Raw genomic sequence first — 20727 nt, forward strand, 5'->3', positions numbered from 1 at the left:
TTGCGCTTACAGCTTGATGAAATGCTCGCGGTAGTAGCGCAGCTCCTCGATCGACTCGACGATGTCGGCCAGCGCGGTATGCTTCTGGTGCTTCTTGAAGCCGGAGGCGAGTTCGGGCTTCCAGCGGCGGCACAGCTCCTTCAGGGTCGACACGTCCAGGTTACGGTAGTGGAAGAAGGCTTCCAGCTTGGGCATGCCGCGCGCCATGAAGCGGCGGTCCTGGCAGATCGAGTTGCCGCACATCGGCGACTTGTTGGCCGGGACGTACTGCTTCAGGAAGGCGATCAGCTCCAGCTCGGCCTGGGCTTCGGTCACGGTCGAAGCCTTGACGCGGTCGATCAGGCCCGAGCGGCCGTGGGTGCCCTTGTTCCAGTTGTCCATCTTGTCCAGGGTTTCGTCGGACTGGTGGATGGCGAACACCGGGCCTTCGGCAATGATGTTCAGGTCGGCATCGGTGACGACCACCGCCACCTCGATGATGCGGTCGTTGTCCGGGTCCAGGCCGGTCATTTCCATGTCGAGCCAGACCAGGTTGAATTCGTTCGGGCGCACAGGCGCGGCAGCGCCTTCGGTTTGTGTAGCTTGTGACATAATTCTCTCTTCGATTAGCGATACTGCATTCGTTTTTCGCGCAATCCTGCATTTTCTCACAGGCACAGCATGTCTTCACTCGGGTTTTCGGTTTTGTTCGTCGTTTTCTTTGCGCTGACCTTGGGCGTGCGCTTCTGGCTGGCCAACCGGCACATCCGGCATGTGCTGCGTCACCGCGCCAGCGTACCGGCCGAGTTTGCGCCAAAGGTGCCGCTCGCGGCGCACCAGAAGGCGGCCGACTATACGGTGGCCAGGACCCGGCTCGGCATCGCCTCGATGCTGTGGGGCGGCGTGGTGCTGATCGGCTTCACCCTGCTGGGCGGATTGCAGGCCTTGTCGGTTTCGCTGCTGGGCCTCACCGGTCCCGGCATGACGCACCAGACGGCCCTGGTGGTGGCGTTCGCGATCGCGTCAAGCCTGCTTGACCTGCCCTTCGACTGGTACCGCCAGTTCGTGCTGGAACAGCGCTTCGGCTTCAACAAGATGACGCCCGGCCTGTGGATCGCCGACATGTTCAAGGGCCTGCTGGTCGGCGCCGTGATCGGCCTGCCGCTGCTGTGGGTGATCCTGGCGCTGATGGAGCGTAGCGGCGACCTGTGGTGGCTGTGGGCCTGGTGCGTGTGGAGCGGCTTCCAGCTCCTGATGATGGTGCTCTACCCGACCGTAATCGCGCCGATGTTCAACAAGTTCACCCCGCTCGAGGATGCCAGTCTGAAGGAGCGCATCGAAGGCCTAATGGCGCGCGTCGGCTTCGCCTCGAACGGCCTGTTCGTCATGGACGGCAGCAAGCGCAGCGCGCACGGCAACGCCTATTTTTCCGGCTTTGGCAGCAACAAGCGCATCGTCTTCTTCGACACCCTGCTGTCGCGCCTCGATCCGCACGAGATCGAAGCCGTGCTGGCGCACGAACTGGGCCACTTCAAGCTGCGCCACATCGTCAAGCGCATCGTGGTGATGTTCGCGCTGTCGCTGGCATTCCTGGCGCTGCTGGGCTACCTGAAGAACCAGGCCTGGTTCTACACCGGCCTGGGCGTGCTGCCGATGATGAACGCGTCGAACGACGGCATGGCCCTGATCCTGTTCGCGCTGGTGCTGCCGGTGTTCACCTTCGTGCTCTCGCCGCTCAGCTCCATCACCTCGCGCAAGCACGAGTTCGAGGCGGACGCCTTCGCCGCCAAGCACACCGATAGCAGCCACCTGGTGTCGGCCCTGGTCAAGATGTACGAGGACAACGCCTCGACCCTGACGCCGGACCCGCTGTATTCAAGCTTCTACGATTCTCACCCGCCGGCATCGGTGCGGGTGAAACACCTGAACATGGCGGCCGCATGAAGCTCATTGACCAACACTGCACTCACGGCGCGCCGGCGCTGGACCCGGCCACGATTCAGACGCGCCTGCGCGATGTGCCCGAATGGCAGGCCATCGACGGCACGATTGCGCGCGCGTTCACGTTTGCGAACTACCGCGCCACCATCGATTTCGTGAACGCGATAGCAGCCATGGCCGAAGCGCAGAACCATCACCCCGAAATGACGGTCGGCTACCGCCGCTGCACGGTGGCGTACAGCACCCACTCGGCCGGCGGCGCGCTGAGCGACAACGATTTTATTTGCGCCGCCCGGGCGGACGCGATCTACGTGCAAGGCCCGAGCGCATGAGCGAGTTGACCGGCACCATCATCGCGGCCCACGGCCGCCATTACCTGGCCGATGCGAACGGCGAGAAGCTGCAGTGCGTCACGCGCGGCAAGAAGACCAATGTGGCGGTGGGCGACGTCGTGCACCTCAAGCGCACCTCGAACGACCAGGCCGTGATCGAGAAGATCGCCGACCGCACTACCCTGCTCTACCGCTCGGACCAGTACAAGTCGAAGTTGCTGGCGGCGAACATTTCGCGCCTGTTCATCGTCGTCGCCACCGAGCCGAGTTTCGCCGACGACCTGGTCTCGCGCTCGCTGGTGGCGGCCGAGGCGGCCGGGATCGAGGCCCACATCATCCTGAACAAGGTCGACGTGGAGCCGCCGCTGGCCCGCGCCCGCGAGCGCGCCGGCCTGTATGCCTCGCTCGGCTATCCGGTGCACGAATTGTCGGCCCGCGAACGGCCCGAGCACGCGGTCGAGACCCTGATGCCCCTGCTGAGCGGCCAGTCGTCGATTTTCATCGGCCAGTCGGGCATGGGCAAGTCGTCCCTGATCAACCTCCTGGTGCCGGACGCCGACATCGCCGTGCGCGAGATCTCGGAAGCCCTGGACACCGGCAAGCACACCACCACCTTCACGCGCCTGTACTGGCTGCCGGGCGGCGCCTCGATCATCGATTCGCCGGGCTTCCAGGAATTCGGGCTGTACCACCTGACCGAAGGCATGCTGGAACGCGCCTTCGTCGAGTTCAAGCCTTATCTCGGCGGTTGCAAGTACTACAATTGCCGCCACCTGGCCGAGCCGCAATGCGCGGTGCTGGGCGCGGTCGAGGAAGGCAGGATAGCGAAGATGCGCCACGAGCTGTATGCGCAGCTGCTGCACGAATCATCGCAGACCCTCTATTGACTTTTTCATCCGCTTTCCCTAAGGGAAAGCAAAAACCCTTATAATTCAAGGGATAACAGTTAAGTAAAGACGCACAGACGATATGCCAGTCGCAAAGCCCATCAAGCACTTCCTGCAGTTTTCCGACTTCAGCGCGGACGAATTCGAATACGTCATCGAGCGCGCGAAGGTCATCAAGCGCAAGTTCAAGGCCTACGAGGTTTACCACCCGCTGGTCGACCGCACCCTGGTGATGGTGTTCGAGAAGAGCTCGACCCGTACCCGGCTTTCCTTTGAAGCCGGCATGCACCAGCTGGGCGGCGCCGCGATCTACCTGAACACCCGCGATAGCCAGCTGGGCCGCGGCGAGCCAGTGGAAGACGCGGGCCAGGTCATGTCGCGCATGTGCGACATCATCATGGTGCGCACCTTCGGCCAGGAGATCATCGAACGCTTCGCCGCCAACTCGCGCGTCCCGGTCATCAACGGCCTGACCAACGAACACCACCCCTGCCAGGTGCTGGCCGACATCTTCACCTTCTACGAGCACCGCGGCCCGATCGCCGGCAAGACGGTGGCCTGGATCGGCGACGCCAACAACATGCTGTACTCGTGGCTGCAGGCGGCCGAGGTGTTCGGCTTCCACCTGAACGTCTCCACGCCGAAGGGCTACGACCTGGACCCGAAGCTGGTGTCCACCCAGCGCTACACCCTGTTCGACAACCCCTCGGACGCCTGCGAAGGCGCGCACCTGGTCAACACCGACGTCTGGACCAGCATGGGCTACGAAAAGGAAAACGCCGAGCGCATGAAGGCCTTCGACGGCTTCATCGTGGACGAAGCCAAGATGGCGCGCGCCGCCTCCGACGCCCTGTTCATGCACTGCCTGCCGGCGCACCGCGGCGAAGAAGTATCGGCCGGCGTCATCGACGGCCCGCAGTCGGTGGTCTGGGACGAGGCGGAAAACCGCCTGCACGTGCAGAAAGCCCTGATCGAGTACCTGCTGCTCGGCCGTATTGAAGACAAGTAATTTCATCACCCACAACCTTTAGTTTGATCGTCGGCCCGCAAGGGCCGGCTGACCATCCCGACCCCACCTCCCCCTCCACACTGGAATCTTCCATGAGCGACATTAAAAAAGTAGTCCTCGCCTACTCCGGCGGCCTCGACACCTCGGTCATCCTGAAATGGCTGCAGGATCACTACAACTGCGAAATCGTCACCTTCACCGCCGACCTCGGCCAGGGCGAAGAACTGGAGCCTGCGCGCGCCAAGGCGATCAAGTTCGGCATCAAGCCGGAGAACATCTACATCGACGACGTGCGCGAAGAATTCGTGCGCGACTTCGTGTTCCCGATGTTCCGCGCGAACACCGTGTACGAAGGCGAATACCTGCTGGGCACCTCGATCGCGCGTCCGCTGATCGCCAAGCGCCTGATCGAGATCGCCAACGAGACCGGCGCCGACGCCATCTCGCACGGCGCGACCGGCAAGGGCAACGACCAGGTGCGTTTCGAACTGGGCGCCTACGCGCTGAAACCCGACGTCAAGATCATCGCCCCGTGGCGCGAGTGGGACCTGCTGTCGCGCGAGAAGCTGCTGAAGTACGCGGAAGATGCCGGCATCGAGATCGACATGAAGCACAAGAACGGCGGCGCGCCCTACTCGATGGACGCCAACCTGCTGCACATCAGTTTTGAAGGCCGCCACCTGGAGAACCCGAGCGCGGAAGCCGAGGAATCGATGTGGCGCTGGTCGGTGTCGCCGGAACAGGCGCCGAACGAAGCCGAGTACCTCGACATCGAATACGAAAAGGGCGACATCGTGGCCCTGAACGGCAAGCGCATGAGCGCCGCCGAAGTCCTGACCGAGCTGAACCGCCTGGGCGGCAAGCACGGCATCGGCCGCCTCGACCTGGTGGAAAATCGCTACGTCGGCATGAAGTCGCGCGGCTGCTACGAGACCCCGGGCGGCACCATCATGCTCAAGGCCCACCGTGCGATCGAATCGATCACCCTGGACCGCGAAGTGGCGCACCTGAAGGACGACCTGATGCCGCGCTATGCGTCGCTGATCTATAACGGCTACTGGTGGGCCCCGGAGCGCGTCGCGCTGCAGACCCTGATCGACCACACCCAGCAGACCGTGAACGGCTGGGTGCGCGTAAAGCTCTACAAGGGCAACGTGATCGTGGTGTCCCGCGATTCGAAGACCGATTCGCTGTTCGACATGAACATCGCTACGTTTGATGAGGACGGCGGCGCCTACAACCAGGCGGACGCGGGCGGCTTCATCAAGCTGAACGCACTGCGCATGCGCATCGCCGCCAAGGCACGCGCGGCCCGCGGCAAGTAAGCTTTATTTCCCCCTCGAAAGCCGCCTCATCAGGCGGCTTTTTTCATGGTGCGGGGCTATGTGAACGCGTGGAAATTGGGTTCCCGCCTACGCGGGAACGACGTGCATGAGCTAGCAATTTGATCGGATGCCGTCGTCCTACGAACCACCAGCCCAAAGACCGTCGCTCCCGCGCAGGCGGGAGCCCAATTAGTTTGCGTACCATCAGCGGCAAATACAGTGGTCGGCCGACAATACGCCGATGGAAAAGCACTCCTTCGTCTACATCCTCGCCAGCGGTCGATACGGCACACTCTACATCGGCGTCACGTCCGACCTCATCCGCCGCGTATGGGAGCACAAAGAAGGCTTTATCGAGGGCTTCACGAAGACCCATCACGTACACCAGCTGGTCTGGTACGAAATCCATACCGACATCATCGCCGCCATTACCCGCGAGAAACAGATCAAGAAATGGCGCCGCAACTGCAAAATCAACCTCATCCAATCCACCAACCCCACCTGGCAGGATCTCTACCCCACTATTTCCGCCTGAACACCAGAACAGCCCGTTCCTCTCCTTCGCGCTAGAATATCCGGTCCTGCCCACCATCGAGCGCCCATGTCCCCCGACGACGACACCGACAGCTTCCAGGCGCATGTCAGCGGCGGCCCAAGGACAAGCCCGCCCGCCGCGCGGCCGGCCACGCCCCAGGCCGACGCGATCGCCATCATCTACCGCAACATCGAGGACGTCGTCTACCAGTACGCGGTCGAGGGAAGGGATACCTTTCGCTTTACCTACGTCAACCCGGCCTTCTATAAGGCCACCCAGCTCACGCCCGAACAGGTCATCGGCAAGACCGTCGACGAAGTCATCCCCGAACCTTCGCTGTCGATGGTGCTCGAACATTACCGCGCCGCGATCCGCACCGGCCAGACCCAGCGCTGGGAAGAGCACAGCGACTACCCGGCCGGCCGCAAGGTGGGACGGGTCTCGATCACGCCGGTGTTCGACGCGGCGGGCGGCTGCACTGACCTGGTCGGCACCGTGCACGACATTTCCGACGTTATCAACCGCGAGGAAAAGCTGCAGCAGGCCCACCGTGCGCTGGAGGAAGCTTTCGCCACCCAGGGGCGGCTGGCCGAATCGCTGCGGCGCGAGGAAGAGCGACTGGTGCTGGCCCTGAACGGGACCGGCGAAGGCGTCTGGGACTGGCGGATGGACGAGAATTCCGTCACCTTCTCGGCCAAGTGGAAAGAGATCATGGGCGCCAGCGGCAATCCGGACGGCGCCACGCCGAAGATCTGGACCAGCCGCATCCACCCCGACGACAATGCCCACGTGCGGCGCTGCATCGAGCGCTACCTGGCCGGCAACGAACCGCTCTACACCTGCGAATACCGGATCCGCCGCTTCACCGGCGACTGGATCCGGGTGCGCTCGCGCGGCAGCATCGTCGCGCGCGATGCGCAGGGGCAGCCGCTGCGCATGATCGGCACCATCACCGACATCACCGAGGCCTACCGCATGCGCCAGGCGCTGGAGAAGAGCCACGAGCGGCTCGCCCAGCTGGCGCAGCAGGTCCCCGGCGCGCTGTTCGAACTGGAGCACCGGGCCGACGGCAGCTTCGCCTGTCCCTTCATCAGCGACATGGCGCACACCCTGTTCGAACTGGCGCCGAGCGCCATCCAGGCTGACCTCGGCTGCCTGGCGGAGCGCATCGTGCCGCAGCACCGGGTCCGCCTGCGCCGCGCCCTGGAGCGCTCGGCCGCCGGGATGCAGCCGCTGCGGGCCGAGTTCCAGGTCGAGCTGCCCGACGACGGGCACTGCTGGCGCGAAGTGATCGCCACGCCGTCCCCGGGCCTGGATGGCGGCACCATCTGGTATGGCTTCATCGACGACATCAGCAGCCGCAAGCACAGCGAAGAAACCATTCGCCAGTTCACCGAAAAGCTCGAACGGCGCGCCCACTACGATACCCTGACCGGCCTGCCGAACCGGGCCTTGTTCCGCGACCGCCTCGAGCAGGCGATCCGGCGCGCCGAGGACGAGCTCGGCGAAGTCGCCCTCCTGTTCATCGACCTCGACCGCTTCAAGGAGGTCAACGACCTGCTCGGCCACGACGCCGGCGACCTGCTGCTGGTCGAGGCGGCGCAGCGCATCCAGGCCTGCGTGCGCAAGGGCGACACGGTGGCGCGCCTCGGCGGCGATGAATTCACGGTGATCCTGAGCGAAACGCGCGAACTGGCCCATGTCGAGGCGGTCGCGCAGGCGATCCTGGATGCGCTCGCCCAACCCTTTCCGATCCAGCAGGAGCTGCTGTACATCGCCGGCAGCATCGGCATCGCCCGCTACCCTGAGGACGCACGCGACCCCGAAGAACTGATGCGCAACGCCGACCACGCGATGTACCGCTCCAAGTCCGCCGGGCGCAACCAGCTGACCTTCTTCGAGGCGAACATGCAGGCGGCCGCGATCCGGCGCCTCAAGCTGCTCGCCGAACTGCGCAATGCCGTCCCCGGCAAGCAGCTGGAACTGTATTTCCAGCCGATCGTCGACCTGTCGTCGAACCGGATCGTCAAGGCCGAAGCCCTGCTGCGCTGGCGCCATGCTTCCGGCGCCCTGCTGTCGCCGGATACCTTCATCGGCGTGGCCGAGGAATCCGGCCTGATCCACGAGATCGGCGACTGGGTGTTCCGCACCGCGGCCCACTATTCGAAGCGCTGGTCGGACATGCTGGCGCGCGACTTCCAGGTCAGCATCAACAAGTCGCCGGTGCAGTTCCAGTCCCAGCTTGATGCCGCCGACTGGGTGGCCCACCTGGACGAGATCCGCCTGGGCCCGCGCTGCATCAACGTCGAGATCACCGAAGGCTTGCTGCTGAACCTGTCGGACACGGTGCTGGCCAAGCTGGCGGCGCTGCAGTCGAGCGGCATGCAGGTGTCGATCGACGACTTCGGCACCGGCTACTCCTCGATGAGCTACCTGAAGCGCCTCGACATCGACTACCTGAAGATCGACCAGTCTTTTGTGAAGGAACTGGTGCACGACAACTTCAGCCGCACGATCACCGAGACCATCATCGTGATGGCCCACAAGCTGGGACTGAAGGTCATCGCCGAGGGCGTGGAGACGCCGGAGCAGTGCCTCGCCCTGAGCCGCGCCGGCTGCGACTATGCCCAGGGCTATCTGTTCTCGCGGCCGGTGCCGGCCGACCTGTTCGAAACGATGCTGGCCTGGCAGTAACTAAGTGCTGTTGCGCAGGTCGTCGACCGGCTCGTGCCCGAAGCGTTTGGCCAGCAGGCAATCCACCAGCTTCGCGGCGCATTCGCCCGGCGAGACCAGCACCCCGCCCTCCTTCATGTCGACGAAGCGCTGCTTGAGCGGGAATTTTTCATCCGGCGTGGCGCGGATCTCGGCCTGCATGTCGGTGTCGATCACGCCCGGCGCCAGGCTGACGCAGCGCACCCGCGGGTCGCCGTCGAGCGCGACCGCGCGCGCATGCTGGTCGAGCGCGGCCTTGGTGGCGCAGTAGACGCTCCAGCCCGGATAGGCGCTGCGCCCGGCCCCGCTCGAGATGTGCAGGATGCGCCGCTCGGCCTGCGGCGCGGCCTGCACGAAGGCCGCGGACAAGGCCAGCGGCGCGCCGACGTTCAGGATGGCCGCGCGCAGCGCCGCCGCCGGGTCCTGCTCGGCCAGCGGGCCCACCGGCGTCACCACGCCGGCATTGTTGACCAGCAACGCCGTGTCGCAGCCGGCCAGGAAGGAGCGCAGCGTGTGCCCGCCCAGCCAGGCGGCCAGCGCCTGGGCGTCGCCCAGGTCGACCACGGCCTGCTCCATGCCTTCACCGATTTCCGCATGTCCGCGCGCCAGCCCCAGTACGGGGATGCCGCGCGCCACCAGTTCCGCCGCCACCGCGGCGCCCAGGCCACGGCTGTGGCCCGTCACGACTGCCTTGATCATGCCCGCCTCCGCTAGATGCTCCCTAGATGAATACCGGTTCCGGCTCCAGTTCCACGCCGTATTTCGCCTTGACGTCCTCCTGGATCGCGCGCGCCAGCCGCACCACGTCCTCGCCCTGGGCGCCGCCCAGGTTGACCAGCACCAGCGCCTGTTTCGGGTACACGCCCGCCGCGCCCAGCGCCCGGCCCTTCCAGCCGCACTGGTCGATCAGCCAGCCGGCCGCCAGCTTTTCGCTGCCGTCCGCCTGCGCATGGTGCACCAACTGCGGAAATTCGGCCAGCAGCCGCGCGCAATGCTCGCCGCTCACCACCGGGTTCTTGAAGAAGCTGCCCGCATTGCCGATCTCGGCAGGGTCAGGCAGCTTGCGCCGCCGGATCGCCTCGACCGTGCGTCCGATGTCCTGCGGCGTCGGCTCGGTCAATCCGGCCTCTTCCACCGCCCTGGCCAGCTCGGCATAGCGCAGGTTCGGCGTCCAGGCCGCCGGCAGGGCGAAGGTGACGTCCAGCACCACCAGTTCACGCCCTTCCGGATGCTTGAAAATGCTGTCGCGGTAGGCGAAGCGGCAGGCGGCCGCGTCCAGCGTGCGCAGTTCGCCGCTGGCCATGTCGTAGGCGCTCAGGGAATGGAAGACGTCCTTGGTTTCCGTCCCGTACGCCCCCACGTTCTGGATCGGCGCCGCCCCGACCGTGCCGGGGATCAGGGACAGGTTTTCCAGTCCGCCCAGGCCCTGGGCCAGGGTCCACTGGACGAAAGCGTGCCAATTCTCGCCCGCCTGGGCCCGCACCAGGATGCGGCCGTCCTGCTCGCCCAGCAGCTCCTTGCCCTGGCCCGCCATGTGCAGGACGATCCCGTCGAAGTCGCGGGTGAACAGCAGGTTGCTGCCGCCGCCCAGCACCAGGCGCGGCAAGCCGGCAAGCAGCGGATCGCGCCGCACGGCCTCGAGCTGCGCCGCGCCGTTCACCCGCAGGTAATGACGGGCGCGCGCCGGGATGCGGAAGGTGTTCAGGGAAGCGAGGGAAAAATCGTCGAGGATGGGCAGGTCGGCTTGCATGGCATCAGGGTGTTTTTTGGACATTATAGGGGCAAGCCCGCCCGGAACCCTTGCCGTGCGGGCAAATCTGGTGGCCTGCGGGAGGCGTTGTCCGTTAAAATAGAGGGATTCATCTATTTAGCAGTACCAAGAAAAAAGGAAACCGCCATGCCATCGTTTGATGTTGTCTGCGAAGCAGACATGGTCGAAGTGAAGAATGCCGTCGAACAATCGAACAAGGAAATCACCACCCGCTTCGACTTCAAGGGCAGCTCGGCCAATGTCGAGCAAAAGGAAAAGGAACTGACCCTGTTCGCCGATTCCGATTTCCAGCTCGGCCAGGTGAAGGACGTCCTGATCAACAAGATGGCCAAGCGCAAGGTCGACGTGCGCTTCCTCGACGAAGGCAAGGTCGAGAAGATCGGCGGCGACAAGGTCAAGCAGGTCATCAAGGTGCGCAACGGCATCGAGACCGAAGACGCGAAGAAGATTACCAAGCTCATCAAGGAAAGCAAGATGAAGGTGCAGGCCAGCATCCAGGGCGAATCGGTGCGCGTCACCGGCGCCAAGCGCGACGACCTGCAGGCCGCCATGGCGCTGCTGCGCAAGGACGTGCAGGACTTGCCGCTCGCGTTCAACAACTTCCGCGATTGACGCGAGCTTCTTCGCAGCCATATTGGCTGCGCAAACCCCGCCCCGCCTTGGGGTAGAATGACGGCCGCGCACGGGCGCGGCTTGTCGATGCATATGTACGCGTAGGGAACTACGGCGGTTTAAGGATTGCAATGAAACGTGTTGATGATTTCCGCCTGAAGCTGGGCAACAAGGAATATGTGCCCATCATGATCGGCGGGATGGGCGTGGACATCTCGACCTCCGAACTGGCCCTCGAGGCCGCCCGCCTCGGCGGTATCGGTCACATCTCGGATGCGATGGTGCAGGACGTGTCGGACCGCAAGTTCGACACTACCTTCGTCAAGGACAAGACCAAGCTCTACAAGTTCAACATCAACAACATGAACAAGGCGGTGGTCCAGTTCGACCTCGACCGCCTGGCCGAAGCGACCCGCCTGCACGTGGGCTCGACCATGGAAGCGAAGCGAGGCGATGGCCTGATCTTCGTGAACTGCATGGAAAAGCTGACCATGAACGCGCCCAAGGAAACCCTGCGCACCCGCCTGTCGGCGGCGATGGACGCCGGCATCGACGGCATCACCATGTCGGCCGGCCTGCACCTGGGTTCCTTCGAGCTGATCAAGGACCACCCGCGCTTCCGCTCTACCTACCTGGGCATCATCGTGTCCTCGGTGCGCGCGCTGCAGCTGTTCCTGAAAAAGGTCTCGCGCCTGAACCGCCTGCCCGACTACGTCATCGTCGAAGGCCCGCTGGCCGGCGGCCACCTGGGCTTCGGCATCGACGACTGGAAGCAGTACGACCTGCACACCATCATGGACGAAGTCCATGCCTACATGCGCGCCGAGCAGCTGGACATCCCGGTGATCGCCGCGGGCGGCATCTTCACCGGTTCGGACGCGGTCGGCTTCCTGGAAAAAGGCGCCGGCGGCGTGCAGGTGGCAACCCGCTTCACCGTCACCCACGAGTGCGGCATGCCGGATGCGGTCAAGCAGGAATACTTCCGCGCCAGCGAGGAAGACATCATCGTCAACGGCGTGTCGCCGACCGGCTACCCGATGCGTATGCTCAAGAGCACGCCGGCGATCGGCTCCGGCATCCGCCCGGGCTGCGAGTCCTACGGCTACCTGCTGGACGCCACCGGCAACTGCGCCTACATCAACTCGTACAACCGCGAAGTGCAGGCCAGCCCGGACGGCAAGAACATCACGGTGTTCGACAAGACCTGCCTGTGCACCCACATGCGCAACTTCAACTGCTGGACCTGCGGCCACACCACCTACCGCCTGAAGGACACCACCCACCGCCTGGCGGACGGCAGCTACCAGATCCTGTCGGCCCAGCACGTCTTCGAGGATTACCAGTTCAGCGTCGACAACCAGATCGCGCTGCCGCCGAAGCAGGAAACCGTCGCGGCCTGACGGCGCCGAGCGCCGTTCCGTATCCCACAAGCCACGGCCCGCCGTGGCTTGTTTGTTATGCGCCCTCCCCTTGCGAAGGCGTGTAAGCTGGACCTCCCATCAGCGCTTTTCGCGAAGGGCCCGGCATGTCCACCATCGAAGCATCCGCGCAGGTCTGTTTCCTGACCGATGACGAGGGCAAGGTCGTGACCTGGAACCCCGCCTGCGCGGCGCTGTTCGGCTGGACCTCGGCGCAGGCGCGGGGGCGCGAGCTCCTCGAGCTCCTTGCCGGCGGCGACGGCAAACCCGGCTGGCCGGCCCTGGCGGCCGCCGGCGGGGCCAAGCTGCGGATGCGCTTCGCAGCCGGACGCGAGGGCCTGGCCACCCTGGGCCTGCTGCGCCAGTACGACGCGCACGACCAGCCGCAAGGCTGGAGCGCCACCGTCCTCATCGCCCCTTCCGACGCGCTCTCCGAATCCGAGCGGGTCGGCAATACTCCCCTGTCCGAGGTGGTCGACCTGCTGCCCGGCACCTTCTACGCGATCAATCGCGCGGGCCGCTTCATCCTCTGGAACCACAACCTGGAGCGCATGACCGAAATGACGCCGGACGAGCTCGCCGCCGCCCATGTGTTCGAGATGTTCGAGCCGCGCGAACGCAGGCAGGCCATGGAAAACTTCCACCGCGTGTTCGACGAAGGCGCCGAGGTGTCGATGGAGATGAACTACGTGTCGCGCAGCGGGCGCGAGACGCCGGTCATCGTCGGCGGCGCGCGCGTGGGCTGCAACGGCGACAGCTACCTGTTCGGGATGGGCCTCAGCATCGCCAAGCGGCGCGAGAAGGAGCGCCAGCTGCTGCTGCGCGAGCGCGCGCTGCACGCGGCCAGCAACGGCATCGTCATCACCCGCTGCGTCGGGCGCGACAACATCATCGAATACGTCAACCCGGCCTTCGAGCGCATCGCCGGCTATTCCGCCATTGAAGCGATCGGGCGCGATGCCCGCTTCATGCAGGCGCCCAACTTCGACACCCACGAGCGCAGCCAGGTGCGCCTGGCGCTGGCCGAGCGGCGCCCGGTCAACGTGGTCTTCCGCAACATGCGCAAGAACGGCGATATTTTCTGGAACGACCTGAGCATCACCCCAGTGCGCGACGAGCACGGCGAGGTCACCCACTTCATCGGCATCCTGCAGGACGTCACCGCCACCAAGCAGCGCACCGAACTCCTCGAGCACGAGATCAACCACGACCACCTCACTGGCCTCGCCAACCGCAACCTGCTGTGGGACCGCCTCGACCACGCGGTGCACCTGGCCCAGCGCCACAAGACCATGGTGGCGACCATCCTGGTCGACCTGGACAACTTCAAGACCATCAACGACACTTTCGGCCACGAGGCCGGCGACGTGGTGCTCAAGGTGGTCGGGCGCCGCTTGCTGTCGGCGGTGCGCGACAGCGACACGGTGGCGCGCATGTCGGGCGACGAGTTCGTGCTGGTGCTGGTCGACCAGCCCTCGGTGCGCTTCACGCTGCGCATGGCCGAGCGTCTGCGGCGCGCGATGACGATGCCGGTGGCCTTCGGCGGCAACGAAATCCCGGTCGGCGCCAGCCTGGGCGTGGCGCTGTTCCCGCAGGACGGCGCCACGCCCGCCGAACTGGTGCGCGCGGCCGACATGGCGATGTACCACGTCAAGGGCAATGGCGGCGGCGTGCACTTCTACTCGCCCGAGATGCGTGTGGCAAGCCAGAAGCGCGCCGCGCTGGCCGACAGCATCCGCAGCGCCCTCGAGCACGACGAGCTGTTCCTGCTGTTCCAGCCCCGCATGGACGCCAGGAGCGGCAAGGTGCGCGGCTTCGAGGCGCTGCTGCGCTGGCGCCACCCGAAGAACGGCATCATGCTGCCGGCCGCCTTCCTGGCGGAGGCCGAGGAATCGGGCAAGATGATCGAGATCGGCAGCTGGGTGCTGGACCAGGCCTGCGCCTTCCTGCAGGAACTGCGCCAGCTCGGCTATACGGGCCTGCCGGTGTCGGTGAACGTCTCGCACCGCGAGTACAGCCAGCACGGCTTCATCGCCGGCCTGGCGCAGCGCATGGAGCGCTACGCGCTGCCGCCCGGCAGCCTGGAAATCGAGATCCCCGAGGCCGACCTGATCCGCAATCCGGGCCTGGGGCGCGACCTGTCGGCCCAGCTGCGCGAGGTCGGCGTGGCGCTCTCGCTCGACGAGTTCGGCAAGGGGATTTCCGACCTGTCCTTCCTGCGCCAGCTGGCGGTGCGCCAGGTCAAGCTGTCGAAGGCGGCGGTGCACGAGATCGCCCGTGAGGGCGACAGCGGCGGCAGCCGGCTGGCCAAGACCCTGATCGACATCGGCCACAACCTCGACCTGGCGGTAGTGGGCGAAGCGGTCGAGACCGAGGCCCAGGTGGAATTCCTGCGCTCGCACGGCTGCGACCAGTTGCAAGGGCAATGGTTCAGCGAGCCATTGCTGCCCGAGGCGGTGCGCGAGATGCTCGGCCAGCGCCACCAGGCCTGAGGCCTACCCTTTCCGCATAGTCGGCGCACGGCCGCATCAAAACTTCTTGCAATAGTTCGATATTTAGCTAACAATCTATCATGACTTCCGTTTTCAAAGCCCTGTCCGATCCGACCCGCCGCGCTGTCCTCGAGCACCTCCAGAAGGGGCCGATGGGCGCCGGCGAACTGGCCGACCTGTTCGACGTGTCGAAACCGACGATGTCGGCCCACTTTGCCGTGCTGGTCGCGGCCGGGCTGATCGCGCCGGAAAAACACGGCCGCACCATCACCTACCGCCTCAGGCTGTCGGTGCTGGAAGACGCCCTGCTGGGATTCGCGCAAGCCTTCGGGCTGAACCTCACCCGGCCGGAGCCTCCCGCTGTTCCACCAGAAAAGGAGTAAGCATGAAGCCCTCGTCCCGCCTTTCCCACCTGTGCCGCGCCGTGCTGGCGGCTGCCTGCATCCTTGGTGCATCCGCCCTGCTGGCCTGGGCCGCGCCGGCCTACCTCGATCCGGAATGGGCACGGCGCCTTGCCGGCGTCCTGCTGGGCGCAACCGTGGTGGTGTATGCGAACGCCATTCCGAAGGCGCTGGCGGCGCGCATGCGCTGCGCCTCCCCTAGCGCCGACCAGGCCGCGCGCCGCTTCGCCGGCTGGGCGCTGGTGCTGGGCGGACTCGGCTACATGCTGGCCTGGCTCGCCGCCCCGATCGGCGTGGCCGGGATGGTCGGCGGCCTGGCGCTCGGCGCCGCGGTGACCTGCGCCGCCCTCGGTTGCATCCGGATCGGCGCACGCCGCGCCGGCCATTAAGGGCGCCCGGGCGTTCCGCTCAACCGTCCTTGTTGATGCGGTTGACGAGGGCGCCGAGCACGTCCTCGGCCATCTCGTTGTCCACCTGGCAGGTGCCGGCGTTCTCGTGCCCGCCCCCGCCGTATTCCAGCATCAGGGCGCCGATGTTGGTGTTCGAGGTCCGGTTCAGGATCGACTTCCCGGTGGCGAATACGGTGTTCTGCTGCCTGACGCCCCACAGCACGTGGATCGAGATATTCGTCTCGGGGTACAGGGCGTAGATGATGAAGCGGTTCCCGGCATAGATCACCTCTTCGCTGCGCAGGTCGAGCACCACCAGGTTCCGGTGGACGCGGGCGCAGCGCCGGATCTGCTCCTTGCAGCGTTCGCTGTGCTCGAAGTACAGCGTGGTGCGCTCGCGTACGTCGGGCAGCTCCATGATTTTCTCGATCGGATGCTCCGCGCAGTAATCGATCAGGGCCATCATCAGCTGGTAATTGGAGATGCGGAAGTCGTGGAAGCGTCCCAGGCCGGTGCGCGCGTCCATCAGGAAGTTCAGCAGGTTCCAGCCCTGCGGGAACAGCACCTCCTCGCGCGAGAAGCGGGCCGAGTCGCCCTTGTCGACCGCCGCCATCATCTCGTTCCAGGCGGCCGGGAAGGTCCGGGCGCCGCCGTAGTGGTCGTAGACCACCCGCGCCGCCGAGGGCGCCTCGGGATGGATGACGTGGTTCTCGCGCCTGCCCGTGTTGCGGATGGTCTCGGACAGGTGGTGGTCGAATACCAGGTGGGCCGCCGGCACATACGGCAGGTTGGTCGTGATGTCGCGTCCGCTGATCGCGATCTTGCCGTCCTGCATGTCTTTCGGATGCACGAACAGGATGTCGTCGATCAGGTCGAGGTGCTTGAGCAGCACCGCGCACACCAGGCCATCGAAGTCGCTGCGGGTTACGAGTCGGAATTTTTTCTGGTCGGCTGACATCGGCACTTCCTTTCTGGAGTCGGAAAGCGAAACTGCGGTCCGAAAGATCATACCTTGCAACGTTTCCGCCTGTCAGCATTTGCGATGGCGCATTCTGGCTCGGCTGGAAGCAATCCATTCCCCGGATCGTGCAGGCTGTCGCACGGCGCTGGCCGTCAGGGACGACAAGGGGTAAAGTTGCATCATCCCAACAGTCGTAGATGCCGAAGATGTTGTATTTCCGGCACGCGCAGGTGGCGGCGAGGTACACTCGCCGCTTGCACCAATAGCGAAGATCGATATGCAAGCCAGGAACACCAATCCGCATTATTTCTCGAGCGTCCTGTCGTGGCTCTACCGCGGCTTCGACGCCGTGGCGACCTGGGTTACCCAGCTATCGTGGTGGAAGTTTTTCCTGTTTGCGATCCTGACCCTGACCGCCGGGGCCATCCTGCAGGAAGAACTGTTCTCCGGGCCGGCCGAAGAATACGTGTCGCGCGCCGAACGCGAGCGGCGCGGCGGCGACGCCGCCATCCTGATCGACGAGAGCGGCATCCGCTTCCATCCGCGTAACCGGCCGCGCAACGCGACGCCGCCGGAGCCGCCCGCGCCGCCGGAGCCCGAAGGCGCACCCGACGCGCCCGATGCGCCACCGGCCCCGTCGGCACCGCCGGCGCCGAGCGCGCCGCCCGCCGCGGCCGCGGGCAGCAGTGGCGAATCGGTCCACATCGAACTGCCGCCGCAGATCAGCGAAGAACTGTCGAACGCGATCGACGCCGCCGTGGAAGACGCGGCCGAGCAGAAGGTGTCGCGCTACCACAAGCAGGCGTCGACCTGGTTCATGAACTTCGTGCTGCTGTTCGTGCTGGCCCTGTTCGGCACCAAAGCCCTGGTCGGCGGCAAGAAGCGCGCCGAAGCGCAATCCCAGCTGGCCAACGCGGCGGCCGAGCGCGAAGCCATGCAGCGCCAGCTGTCGGAAACCAAGATGCAGATGATGCAGGCCCAGGTCGAGCCGCACTTCCTGTTCAATACCCTGGCCTCGGTCGAGCACCTGATCCAGGTCGACCCGCCGCGCGCCTCGGCCATGCAGCGCAGCCTGATCCAGTACCTGCGCGCGGTGCTGCCGCAAATGCGCGACAACGCCGTCGTCACCGGCCTCGGGCGCGAGGTGGACATGGTCACGGCCTACCTGGCCCTGCTCAAGATGCGCATGGAAGAACGCCTGACGGTGGTGATGCAGGTGCCGGAGGGCCTGCGCAGCGCGGCCTTCCCGCCGATGATGCTGCAGTCGATGGTCGAGAACGCGATCAAGCACGGCCTCGAATGCAAGCCGGAAGGCGGCACCCTCAAGATCCAGGCCGAAGTGGTCGACAGCAAGCTGCTCGTCACCGTGACCGACGACGGTGTCGGCTTCGGGGTGGTGCCGAGCGACGGCACCGGCCTCGGGCTGCAGACCATCCGCGACCGCCTCAAGCTGCTGCACGGCGACGCCGGCCAGCTGCACATCGCGGCCAACAGCCCGAGCGGCGTGATCGCCATGATCGAGGTGCCTTACCAGCTCGCCAGGGCGGGCTGACCCGCCGTGCATGGCTGCGGGCCGGCGCCTGCCCAGGAGCTTGCCTGCCGCGCTGTTTCATTGAATAATCAATAAATAATCACATAGCTACAGGGACAAGCATGCCTACCGCACCTACCGCGATCATCGCCGATGACGAACGACTCATGCGCGACCAGCTGCGCCTGCGCCTGTCCGAGGCCTGGCCGGAGCTCGACATCATTGGCGAAGCCAAGAACGGCGAGGAAGCGGTGGAACTGGTCGAGCAGCTCAAGCCGGACCTGACCTTCCTCGACATCCGCATGCCGGGCAAGACCGGCATGGAAGCGGCGCGCGACATCGGCGACCGCAGCCAGATCGTGTTCGTCACCGCCTACGACCAGTATGCGGTGGAAGCCTTCGAGCGCGGCGCCATCGACTACGTGCTCAAGCCCACCGAGCCGGAGCGCCTGAAGGTCACCGTCGACCGCCTGAAGCAGCGCCTGGAGCGTCCGAACGAAAAAGCCAGCGTCAACGACAGCGTGCAGGCCATGCTGTCGCAGCTGGCCGAGAAGATCGCCGCCCCGAAGCCCAAGCACTTGCAGTGGATCCAGGCCAGCATCGGCCAGGACCTGCGCATGATTCCGGTGGAGGATATCCTGTTCTTCCGCTCGGACGAAAAATACACCTGCGTGCAGACCGCCGGCTTCGAGGCCCTGATCCGCAAGCCGGTGCGCGACCTGGCCGAAGAGCTCGACCCCTCGCTGTTCTGGCAGATCCACCGCGCCACCCTGGTCAACGTCAATGCGATCGAAGGCGTGACGCGCGACATCCGCGGACGGCACCTGGTGCTGGTCAAGGGGCGTCCGGAGAAGCTGGAAGTGAGCCGCAGCTTCCTGCACCTGTTCAAGCAGATGTAATTCAGGCGGCGCCCGTGCGCGCCCGTCCTGTCGAATGTCGTACAGTCAAGTTTTACGAACTCGACAGGATGAACCATGAGGAATTCGCGCAAGGACACCCTGCTGCTGGCCGCCGGCGTGCTCGGCGCCTTCGGCGCCGGACTGGCCGCAGGCCGGCGCATCGCACGGACCGCTCCCGCTACCCACGCCAATCGCGATGAGGGCTTGCCGCGCGCCAGCCTGCTCGACACGCTCGCCCTCGGGCTCGAGGTGTTCGCCCCGGTGGTGGCGCAGGGCGTGATCATCCGCCGTCCGCCGATGATGGCCCTGGCCGAGCGCTTCGACACCCACCGCCGCGCCATCCGGCGCATGCAGAAGCTGCGCGACAAGTACGGCCCCGGTCCCCTGATGCTGCCGCTGCCGATCCGCAAGCAGGCGGTGGTGCTGGATCCGGCCCACGCCCAGCGCGTGCTGGACGAGTCGCCGGTTCCGTTCTCCGCCGCCAGCACCGAAAAGCGCGCCGCGCTCTCGCACTTCGAACCGAAGGGCGTGCTGCTGTCGACCGGTCGCGAGCGCGCCGACCGGCGCCGCTTCAACGAGGCCGCGCTCGACACCGCGCATCCGATGCACCGGATGGCCGCCAGCTTCCTGCCCATCGTCGAGGAAGAAGCGGCGCGCATGCTGGCGCAGGCCGGCGGCACGCTCGACTGGACAACCTGGTCCGAAGGCTGGTACCGCCTGATCCGGCGCGTGGTACTGGGCAACAGCGCCGCCGATGACCAGGAACTGCAGGCCCTGATCGTGCGCCTGCGCGGGGCCGCCAACTGGGCCGGCTTCCACCCGAAAATGCCTGCCAAGCGCGAGCGTTTCCTGGCGCGCATCCAGATCTACCTCGAACGCGCCGAGCCGGGCAGCCTGGCCGGCTACATGGCCGGGATCGCGCGCAGCGCCACGACCGCGCCGCGCCAGCAGGTGCCGCAATGGCTGTTTGCCTTCGACGCCGCCGTGATGGCGAGTTTCCGCGCCCTGGCCCTGCTGGCCAGCCATCCCGGACAGCTGGCGCGCGCCCGCGAGGAGATCGCGGCGCGCCAGGCCGGACAGCCCCTGCCCTTCCTGCGCGCCTGCATGCTGGAAGCGCTGCGCCTGTGGCCGACCACGCCCATGGTGCTGCGCCAGAGCACGTCCGAGACGCGCTGGGAGCACGGCAGCATGCCGGCCGACACCGGCGTCCTGATCCACGCGCCCTTCTTCCACCGCGACGATACCCGCCTGGAGCATGCCGACCGCTTCACGCCGGAGCTGTGGCTGGACGGCCGGACCGCCGGTCAGGACTGGCCGCTGATCCCCTTCAGCGACGGCCCGGTGATGTGCCCGGGGCGCCACCTGGTGCTGATGCTGAGCAGCGCCATGCTGGCCACCCTGCTCGGCGCTCGCCCGCTGGCGCAGACCGGGGGGCTGGCGCCCGATCCGCGGCGGCTGCCGGGAACGCTGGACAATTTTGCGCTGCGCTTCCGGCTAGGCTAGAACGGCCTTGTGTGGCCTCAATTCGCTGTG

At 65.7% G+C, this 20727-nt stretch carries 19 protein-coding genes; 15 read left to right on the top strand and 4 right to left on the bottom strand.

What is annotated here, in order from left to right:
- Window positions 1-6: 6 nt before the first annotated feature.
- Complete coding sequence (gene orn / locus ACK6C6_RS15185) at window positions 7-591, bottom strand: oligoribonuclease (protein ID WP_027866207.1); 585 nt, start codon at window positions 589-591, stop codon at window positions 7-9.
- Window positions 592-660: 69 nt separating this feature from the next.
- Here orn and ACK6C6_RS15190 point away from each other — a divergent pair, with 69 nt between their 5' ends.
- The 7 genes from ACK6C6_RS15190 (at window position 661) to ACK6C6_RS15220 (ending at window position 8702) form a co-directional block, all read left to right on the top strand.
- Window positions 661-1923 (top strand): M48 family metallopeptidase, encoded by a 1263-nt coding sequence (locus tag ACK6C6_RS15190; RefSeq protein ID WP_409267982.1) that lies wholly within the window; start codon window positions 661-663, stop codon window positions 1921-1923.
- On the top strand, window positions 1920-2252 hold the full coding sequence (locus tag ACK6C6_RS15195; protein ID WP_209588699.1) for a 4a-hydroxytetrahydrobiopterin dehydratase: 333 nt from the start codon (window positions 1920-1922) through the stop codon (window positions 2250-2252). Before ACK6C6_RS15190 ends, ACK6C6_RS15195 begins: the two co-directional genes overlap by 4 nt.
- A complete protein-coding gene (rsgA, locus tag ACK6C6_RS15200) occupies window positions 2249-3139 on the top strand; it encodes a ribosome small subunit-dependent GTPase A (protein WP_209588700.1) in 891 nt (296 codons plus the stop codon). The genes ACK6C6_RS15195 and rsgA overlap by 4 nt, the downstream gene beginning before the upstream one ends.
- Before the next feature lie 82 nt (window positions 3140-3221).
- Window positions 3222-4148 (top strand): ornithine carbamoyltransferase, encoded by a 927-nt coding sequence (gene argF / locus ACK6C6_RS15205; RefSeq protein WP_027866211.1) that lies wholly within the window; start codon window positions 3222-3224, stop codon window positions 4146-4148.
- A gap of 92 nt (window positions 4149-4240) precedes the next feature.
- A complete protein-coding gene (locus ACK6C6_RS15210; protein ID WP_027866212.1) occupies window positions 4241-5473 on the top strand; it encodes an argininosuccinate synthase in 1233 nt (410 codons plus the stop codon).
- 241 nt (window positions 5474-5714) lie between these two features.
- Window positions 5715-6008, top strand: coding sequence for a GIY-YIG nuclease family protein (locus tag ACK6C6_RS15215; RefSeq protein ID WP_409267983.1), 294 nt, complete (start codon window positions 5715-5717; stop codon window positions 6006-6008).
- 66 nt (window positions 6009-6074) lie between these two features.
- A complete protein-coding gene (locus tag ACK6C6_RS15220) occupies window positions 6075-8702 on the top strand; it encodes an EAL domain-containing protein (protein ID WP_409267984.1) in 2628 nt (875 codons plus the stop codon).
- Here the strand turns inward: ACK6C6_RS15220 and ACK6C6_RS15225 are convergent, their stop codons facing one another.
- Window positions 8703-9419, bottom strand: a complete 717-nt coding sequence (locus ACK6C6_RS15225) for an SDR family oxidoreductase (protein ID WP_409267985.1) — start codon at window positions 9417-9419, stop codon at window positions 8703-8705.
- 22 nt (window positions 9420-9441) lie between these two features.
- Window positions 9442-10470: a UDP-N-acetylmuramate dehydrogenase gene (gene murB / locus ACK6C6_RS15230; RefSeq protein WP_409267986.1), complete on the bottom strand. Its 1029-nt coding sequence runs from the start codon at window positions 10468-10470 to the stop codon at window positions 9442-9444.
- 147 nt (window positions 10471-10617) lie between these two features.
- Between murB and ACK6C6_RS15235 the strand changes: the two genes are divergently transcribed.
- The 5 genes from ACK6C6_RS15235 to ACK6C6_RS15255 all read left to right on the top strand — a co-directional run bounded on the left by ACK6C6_RS15235 (window position 10618) and on the right by ACK6C6_RS15255 (window position 15803).
- Window positions 10618-11103 (top strand): YajQ family cyclic di-GMP-binding protein, encoded by a 486-nt coding sequence (locus tag ACK6C6_RS15235; RefSeq protein ID WP_036216406.1) that lies wholly within the window; start codon window positions 10618-10620, stop codon window positions 11101-11103.
- A gap of 131 nt (window positions 11104-11234) precedes the next feature.
- Window positions 11235-12503 carry a nitronate monooxygenase gene (locus tag ACK6C6_RS15240; protein ID WP_209588705.1) on the top strand — a complete coding sequence of 423 codons (1269 nt, stop codon included), beginning with the start codon at window positions 11235-11237 and terminating at the stop codon, window positions 12501-12503.
- A 125-nt stretch (window positions 12504-12628) separates the two neighbouring features.
- A complete protein-coding gene (locus tag ACK6C6_RS15245) occupies window positions 12629-15013 on the top strand; it encodes an EAL domain-containing protein (RefSeq protein ID WP_409267987.1) in 2385 nt (794 codons plus the stop codon).
- Between the two features lie 80 nt (window positions 15014-15093).
- Entirely contained in the window at window positions 15094-15396 is a 303-nt protein-coding gene (locus ACK6C6_RS15250; RefSeq protein ID WP_409267989.1) for a metalloregulator ArsR/SmtB family transcription factor, read from the top strand.
- A 2-nt stretch (window positions 15397-15398) separates the two neighbouring features.
- Entirely contained in the window at window positions 15399-15803 is a 405-nt protein-coding gene (locus tag ACK6C6_RS15255; protein WP_409267990.1) for a hypothetical protein, read from the top strand.
- Window positions 15804-15822: 19 nt separating this feature from the next.
- Here the strand turns inward: ACK6C6_RS15255 and ACK6C6_RS15260 are convergent, their stop codons facing one another.
- Window positions 15823-16761: an exopolyphosphatase gene (locus ACK6C6_RS15260; protein ID WP_409267992.1), complete on the bottom strand. Its 939-nt coding sequence runs from the start codon at window positions 16759-16761 to the stop codon at window positions 15823-15825.
- Between the two features lie 280 nt (window positions 16762-17041).
- Here ACK6C6_RS15260 and ACK6C6_RS15265 point away from each other — a divergent pair, with 280 nt between their 5' ends.
- The 3 genes from ACK6C6_RS15265 (at window position 17042) to ACK6C6_RS15275 (ending at window position 20697) form a co-directional block, all read left to right on the top strand.
- Window positions 17042-18316 (top strand): sensor histidine kinase, encoded by a 1275-nt coding sequence (locus ACK6C6_RS15265; protein ID WP_409267994.1) that lies wholly within the window; start codon window positions 17042-17044, stop codon window positions 18314-18316.
- A gap of 101 nt (window positions 18317-18417) precedes the next feature.
- Window positions 18418-19194, top strand: a complete 777-nt coding sequence (locus ACK6C6_RS15270; protein WP_209588709.1) for a LytTR family DNA-binding domain-containing protein — start codon at window positions 18418-18420, stop codon at window positions 19192-19194.
- Between the two features lie 75 nt (window positions 19195-19269).
- Window positions 19270-20697 carry a cytochrome P450 gene (locus ACK6C6_RS15275; RefSeq protein ID WP_409267996.1) on the top strand — a complete coding sequence of 476 codons (1428 nt, stop codon included), beginning with the start codon at window positions 19270-19272 and terminating at the stop codon, window positions 20695-20697.
- Window positions 20698-20727 lie beyond the last annotated feature (30 nt).

The sequence above is a fragment of the Massilia sp. BHUDP2 genome, from assembly GCF_046236355.1.
GTDB classification, from domain to species: domain Bacteria; phylum Pseudomonadota; class Gammaproteobacteria; order Burkholderiales; family Burkholderiaceae_D; genus Telluria; species Telluria varians.

What these genes read in the sequence shown, in the direction of transcription:
- ACK6C6_RS15255 (WP_409267990.1), top strand. Translation starts at nt 15,399, where the DNA reads ATGAAGCCCTCGTCCCGCCTTTCCCACCTGTGCCGCGCCGTGCTGGCG.
- ACK6C6_RS15250 (WP_409267989.1), top strand. Translation starts at nt 15,094, where the DNA reads ATGACTTCCGTTTTCAAAGCCCTGTCCGATCCGACCCGCCGCGCTGTC.
- ACK6C6_RS15235 (WP_036216406.1), top strand. Translation starts at nt 10,618, where the DNA reads ATGCCATCGTTTGATGTTGTCTGCGAAGCAGACATGGTCGAAGTGAAG.
- ACK6C6_RS15245 (WP_409267987.1), top strand. Translation starts at nt 12,629, where the DNA reads ATGTCCACCATCGAAGCATCCGCGCAGGTCTGTTTCCTGACCGATGAC.
- ACK6C6_RS15225 (WP_409267985.1), bottom strand. Translation starts at nt 9,419, where the DNA reads ATGATCAAGGCAGTCGTGACGGGCCACAGCCGTGGCCTGGGCGCCGCG.
- ACK6C6_RS15190 (WP_409267982.1), top strand. Translation starts at nt 661, where the DNA reads ATGTCTTCACTCGGGTTTTCGGTTTTGTTCGTCGTTTTCTTTGCGCTG.
- rsgA (WP_209588700.1), top strand. Translation starts at nt 2,249, where the DNA reads ATGAGCGAGTTGACCGGCACCATCATCGCGGCCCACGGCCGCCATTAC.
- ACK6C6_RS15260 (WP_409267992.1), bottom strand. Translation starts at nt 16,761, where the DNA reads ATGTCAGCCGACCAGAAAAAATTCCGACTCGTAACCCGCAGCGACTTC.
- ACK6C6_RS15275 (WP_409267996.1), top strand. Translation starts at nt 19,270, where the DNA reads ATGAGGAATTCGCGCAAGGACACCCTGCTGCTGGCCGCCGGCGTGCTC.
- murB (WP_409267986.1), bottom strand. Translation starts at nt 10,470, where the DNA reads ATGCAAGCCGACCTGCCCATCCTCGACGATTTTTCCCTCGCTTCCCTG.
- ACK6C6_RS15270 (WP_209588709.1), top strand. Translation starts at nt 18,418, where the DNA reads ATGCCTACCGCACCTACCGCGATCATCGCCGATGACGAACGACTCATG.
- ACK6C6_RS15220 (WP_409267984.1), top strand. Translation starts at nt 6,075, where the DNA reads ATGTCCCCCGACGACGACACCGACAGCTTCCAGGCGCATGTCAGCGGC.
- ACK6C6_RS15195 (WP_209588699.1), top strand. Translation starts at nt 1,920, where the DNA reads ATGAAGCTCATTGACCAACACTGCACTCACGGCGCGCCGGCGCTGGAC.
- argF (WP_027866211.1), top strand. Translation starts at nt 3,222, where the DNA reads ATGCCAGTCGCAAAGCCCATCAAGCACTTCCTGCAGTTTTCCGACTTC.
- ACK6C6_RS15210 (WP_027866212.1), top strand. Translation starts at nt 4,241, where the DNA reads ATGAGCGACATTAAAAAAGTAGTCCTCGCCTACTCCGGCGGCCTCGAC.
- ACK6C6_RS15240 (WP_209588705.1), top strand. Translation starts at nt 11,235, where the DNA reads ATGAAACGTGTTGATGATTTCCGCCTGAAGCTGGGCAACAAGGAATAT.
- ACK6C6_RS15265 (WP_409267994.1), top strand. Translation starts at nt 17,042, where the DNA reads ATGCAAGCCAGGAACACCAATCCGCATTATTTCTCGAGCGTCCTGTCG.
- ACK6C6_RS15215 (WP_409267983.1), top strand. Translation starts at nt 5,715, where the DNA reads ATGGAAAAGCACTCCTTCGTCTACATCCTCGCCAGCGGTCGATACGGC.
- orn (WP_027866207.1), bottom strand. Translation starts at nt 591, where the DNA reads ATGTCACAAGCTACACAAACCGAAGGCGCTGCCGCGCCTGTGCGCCCG.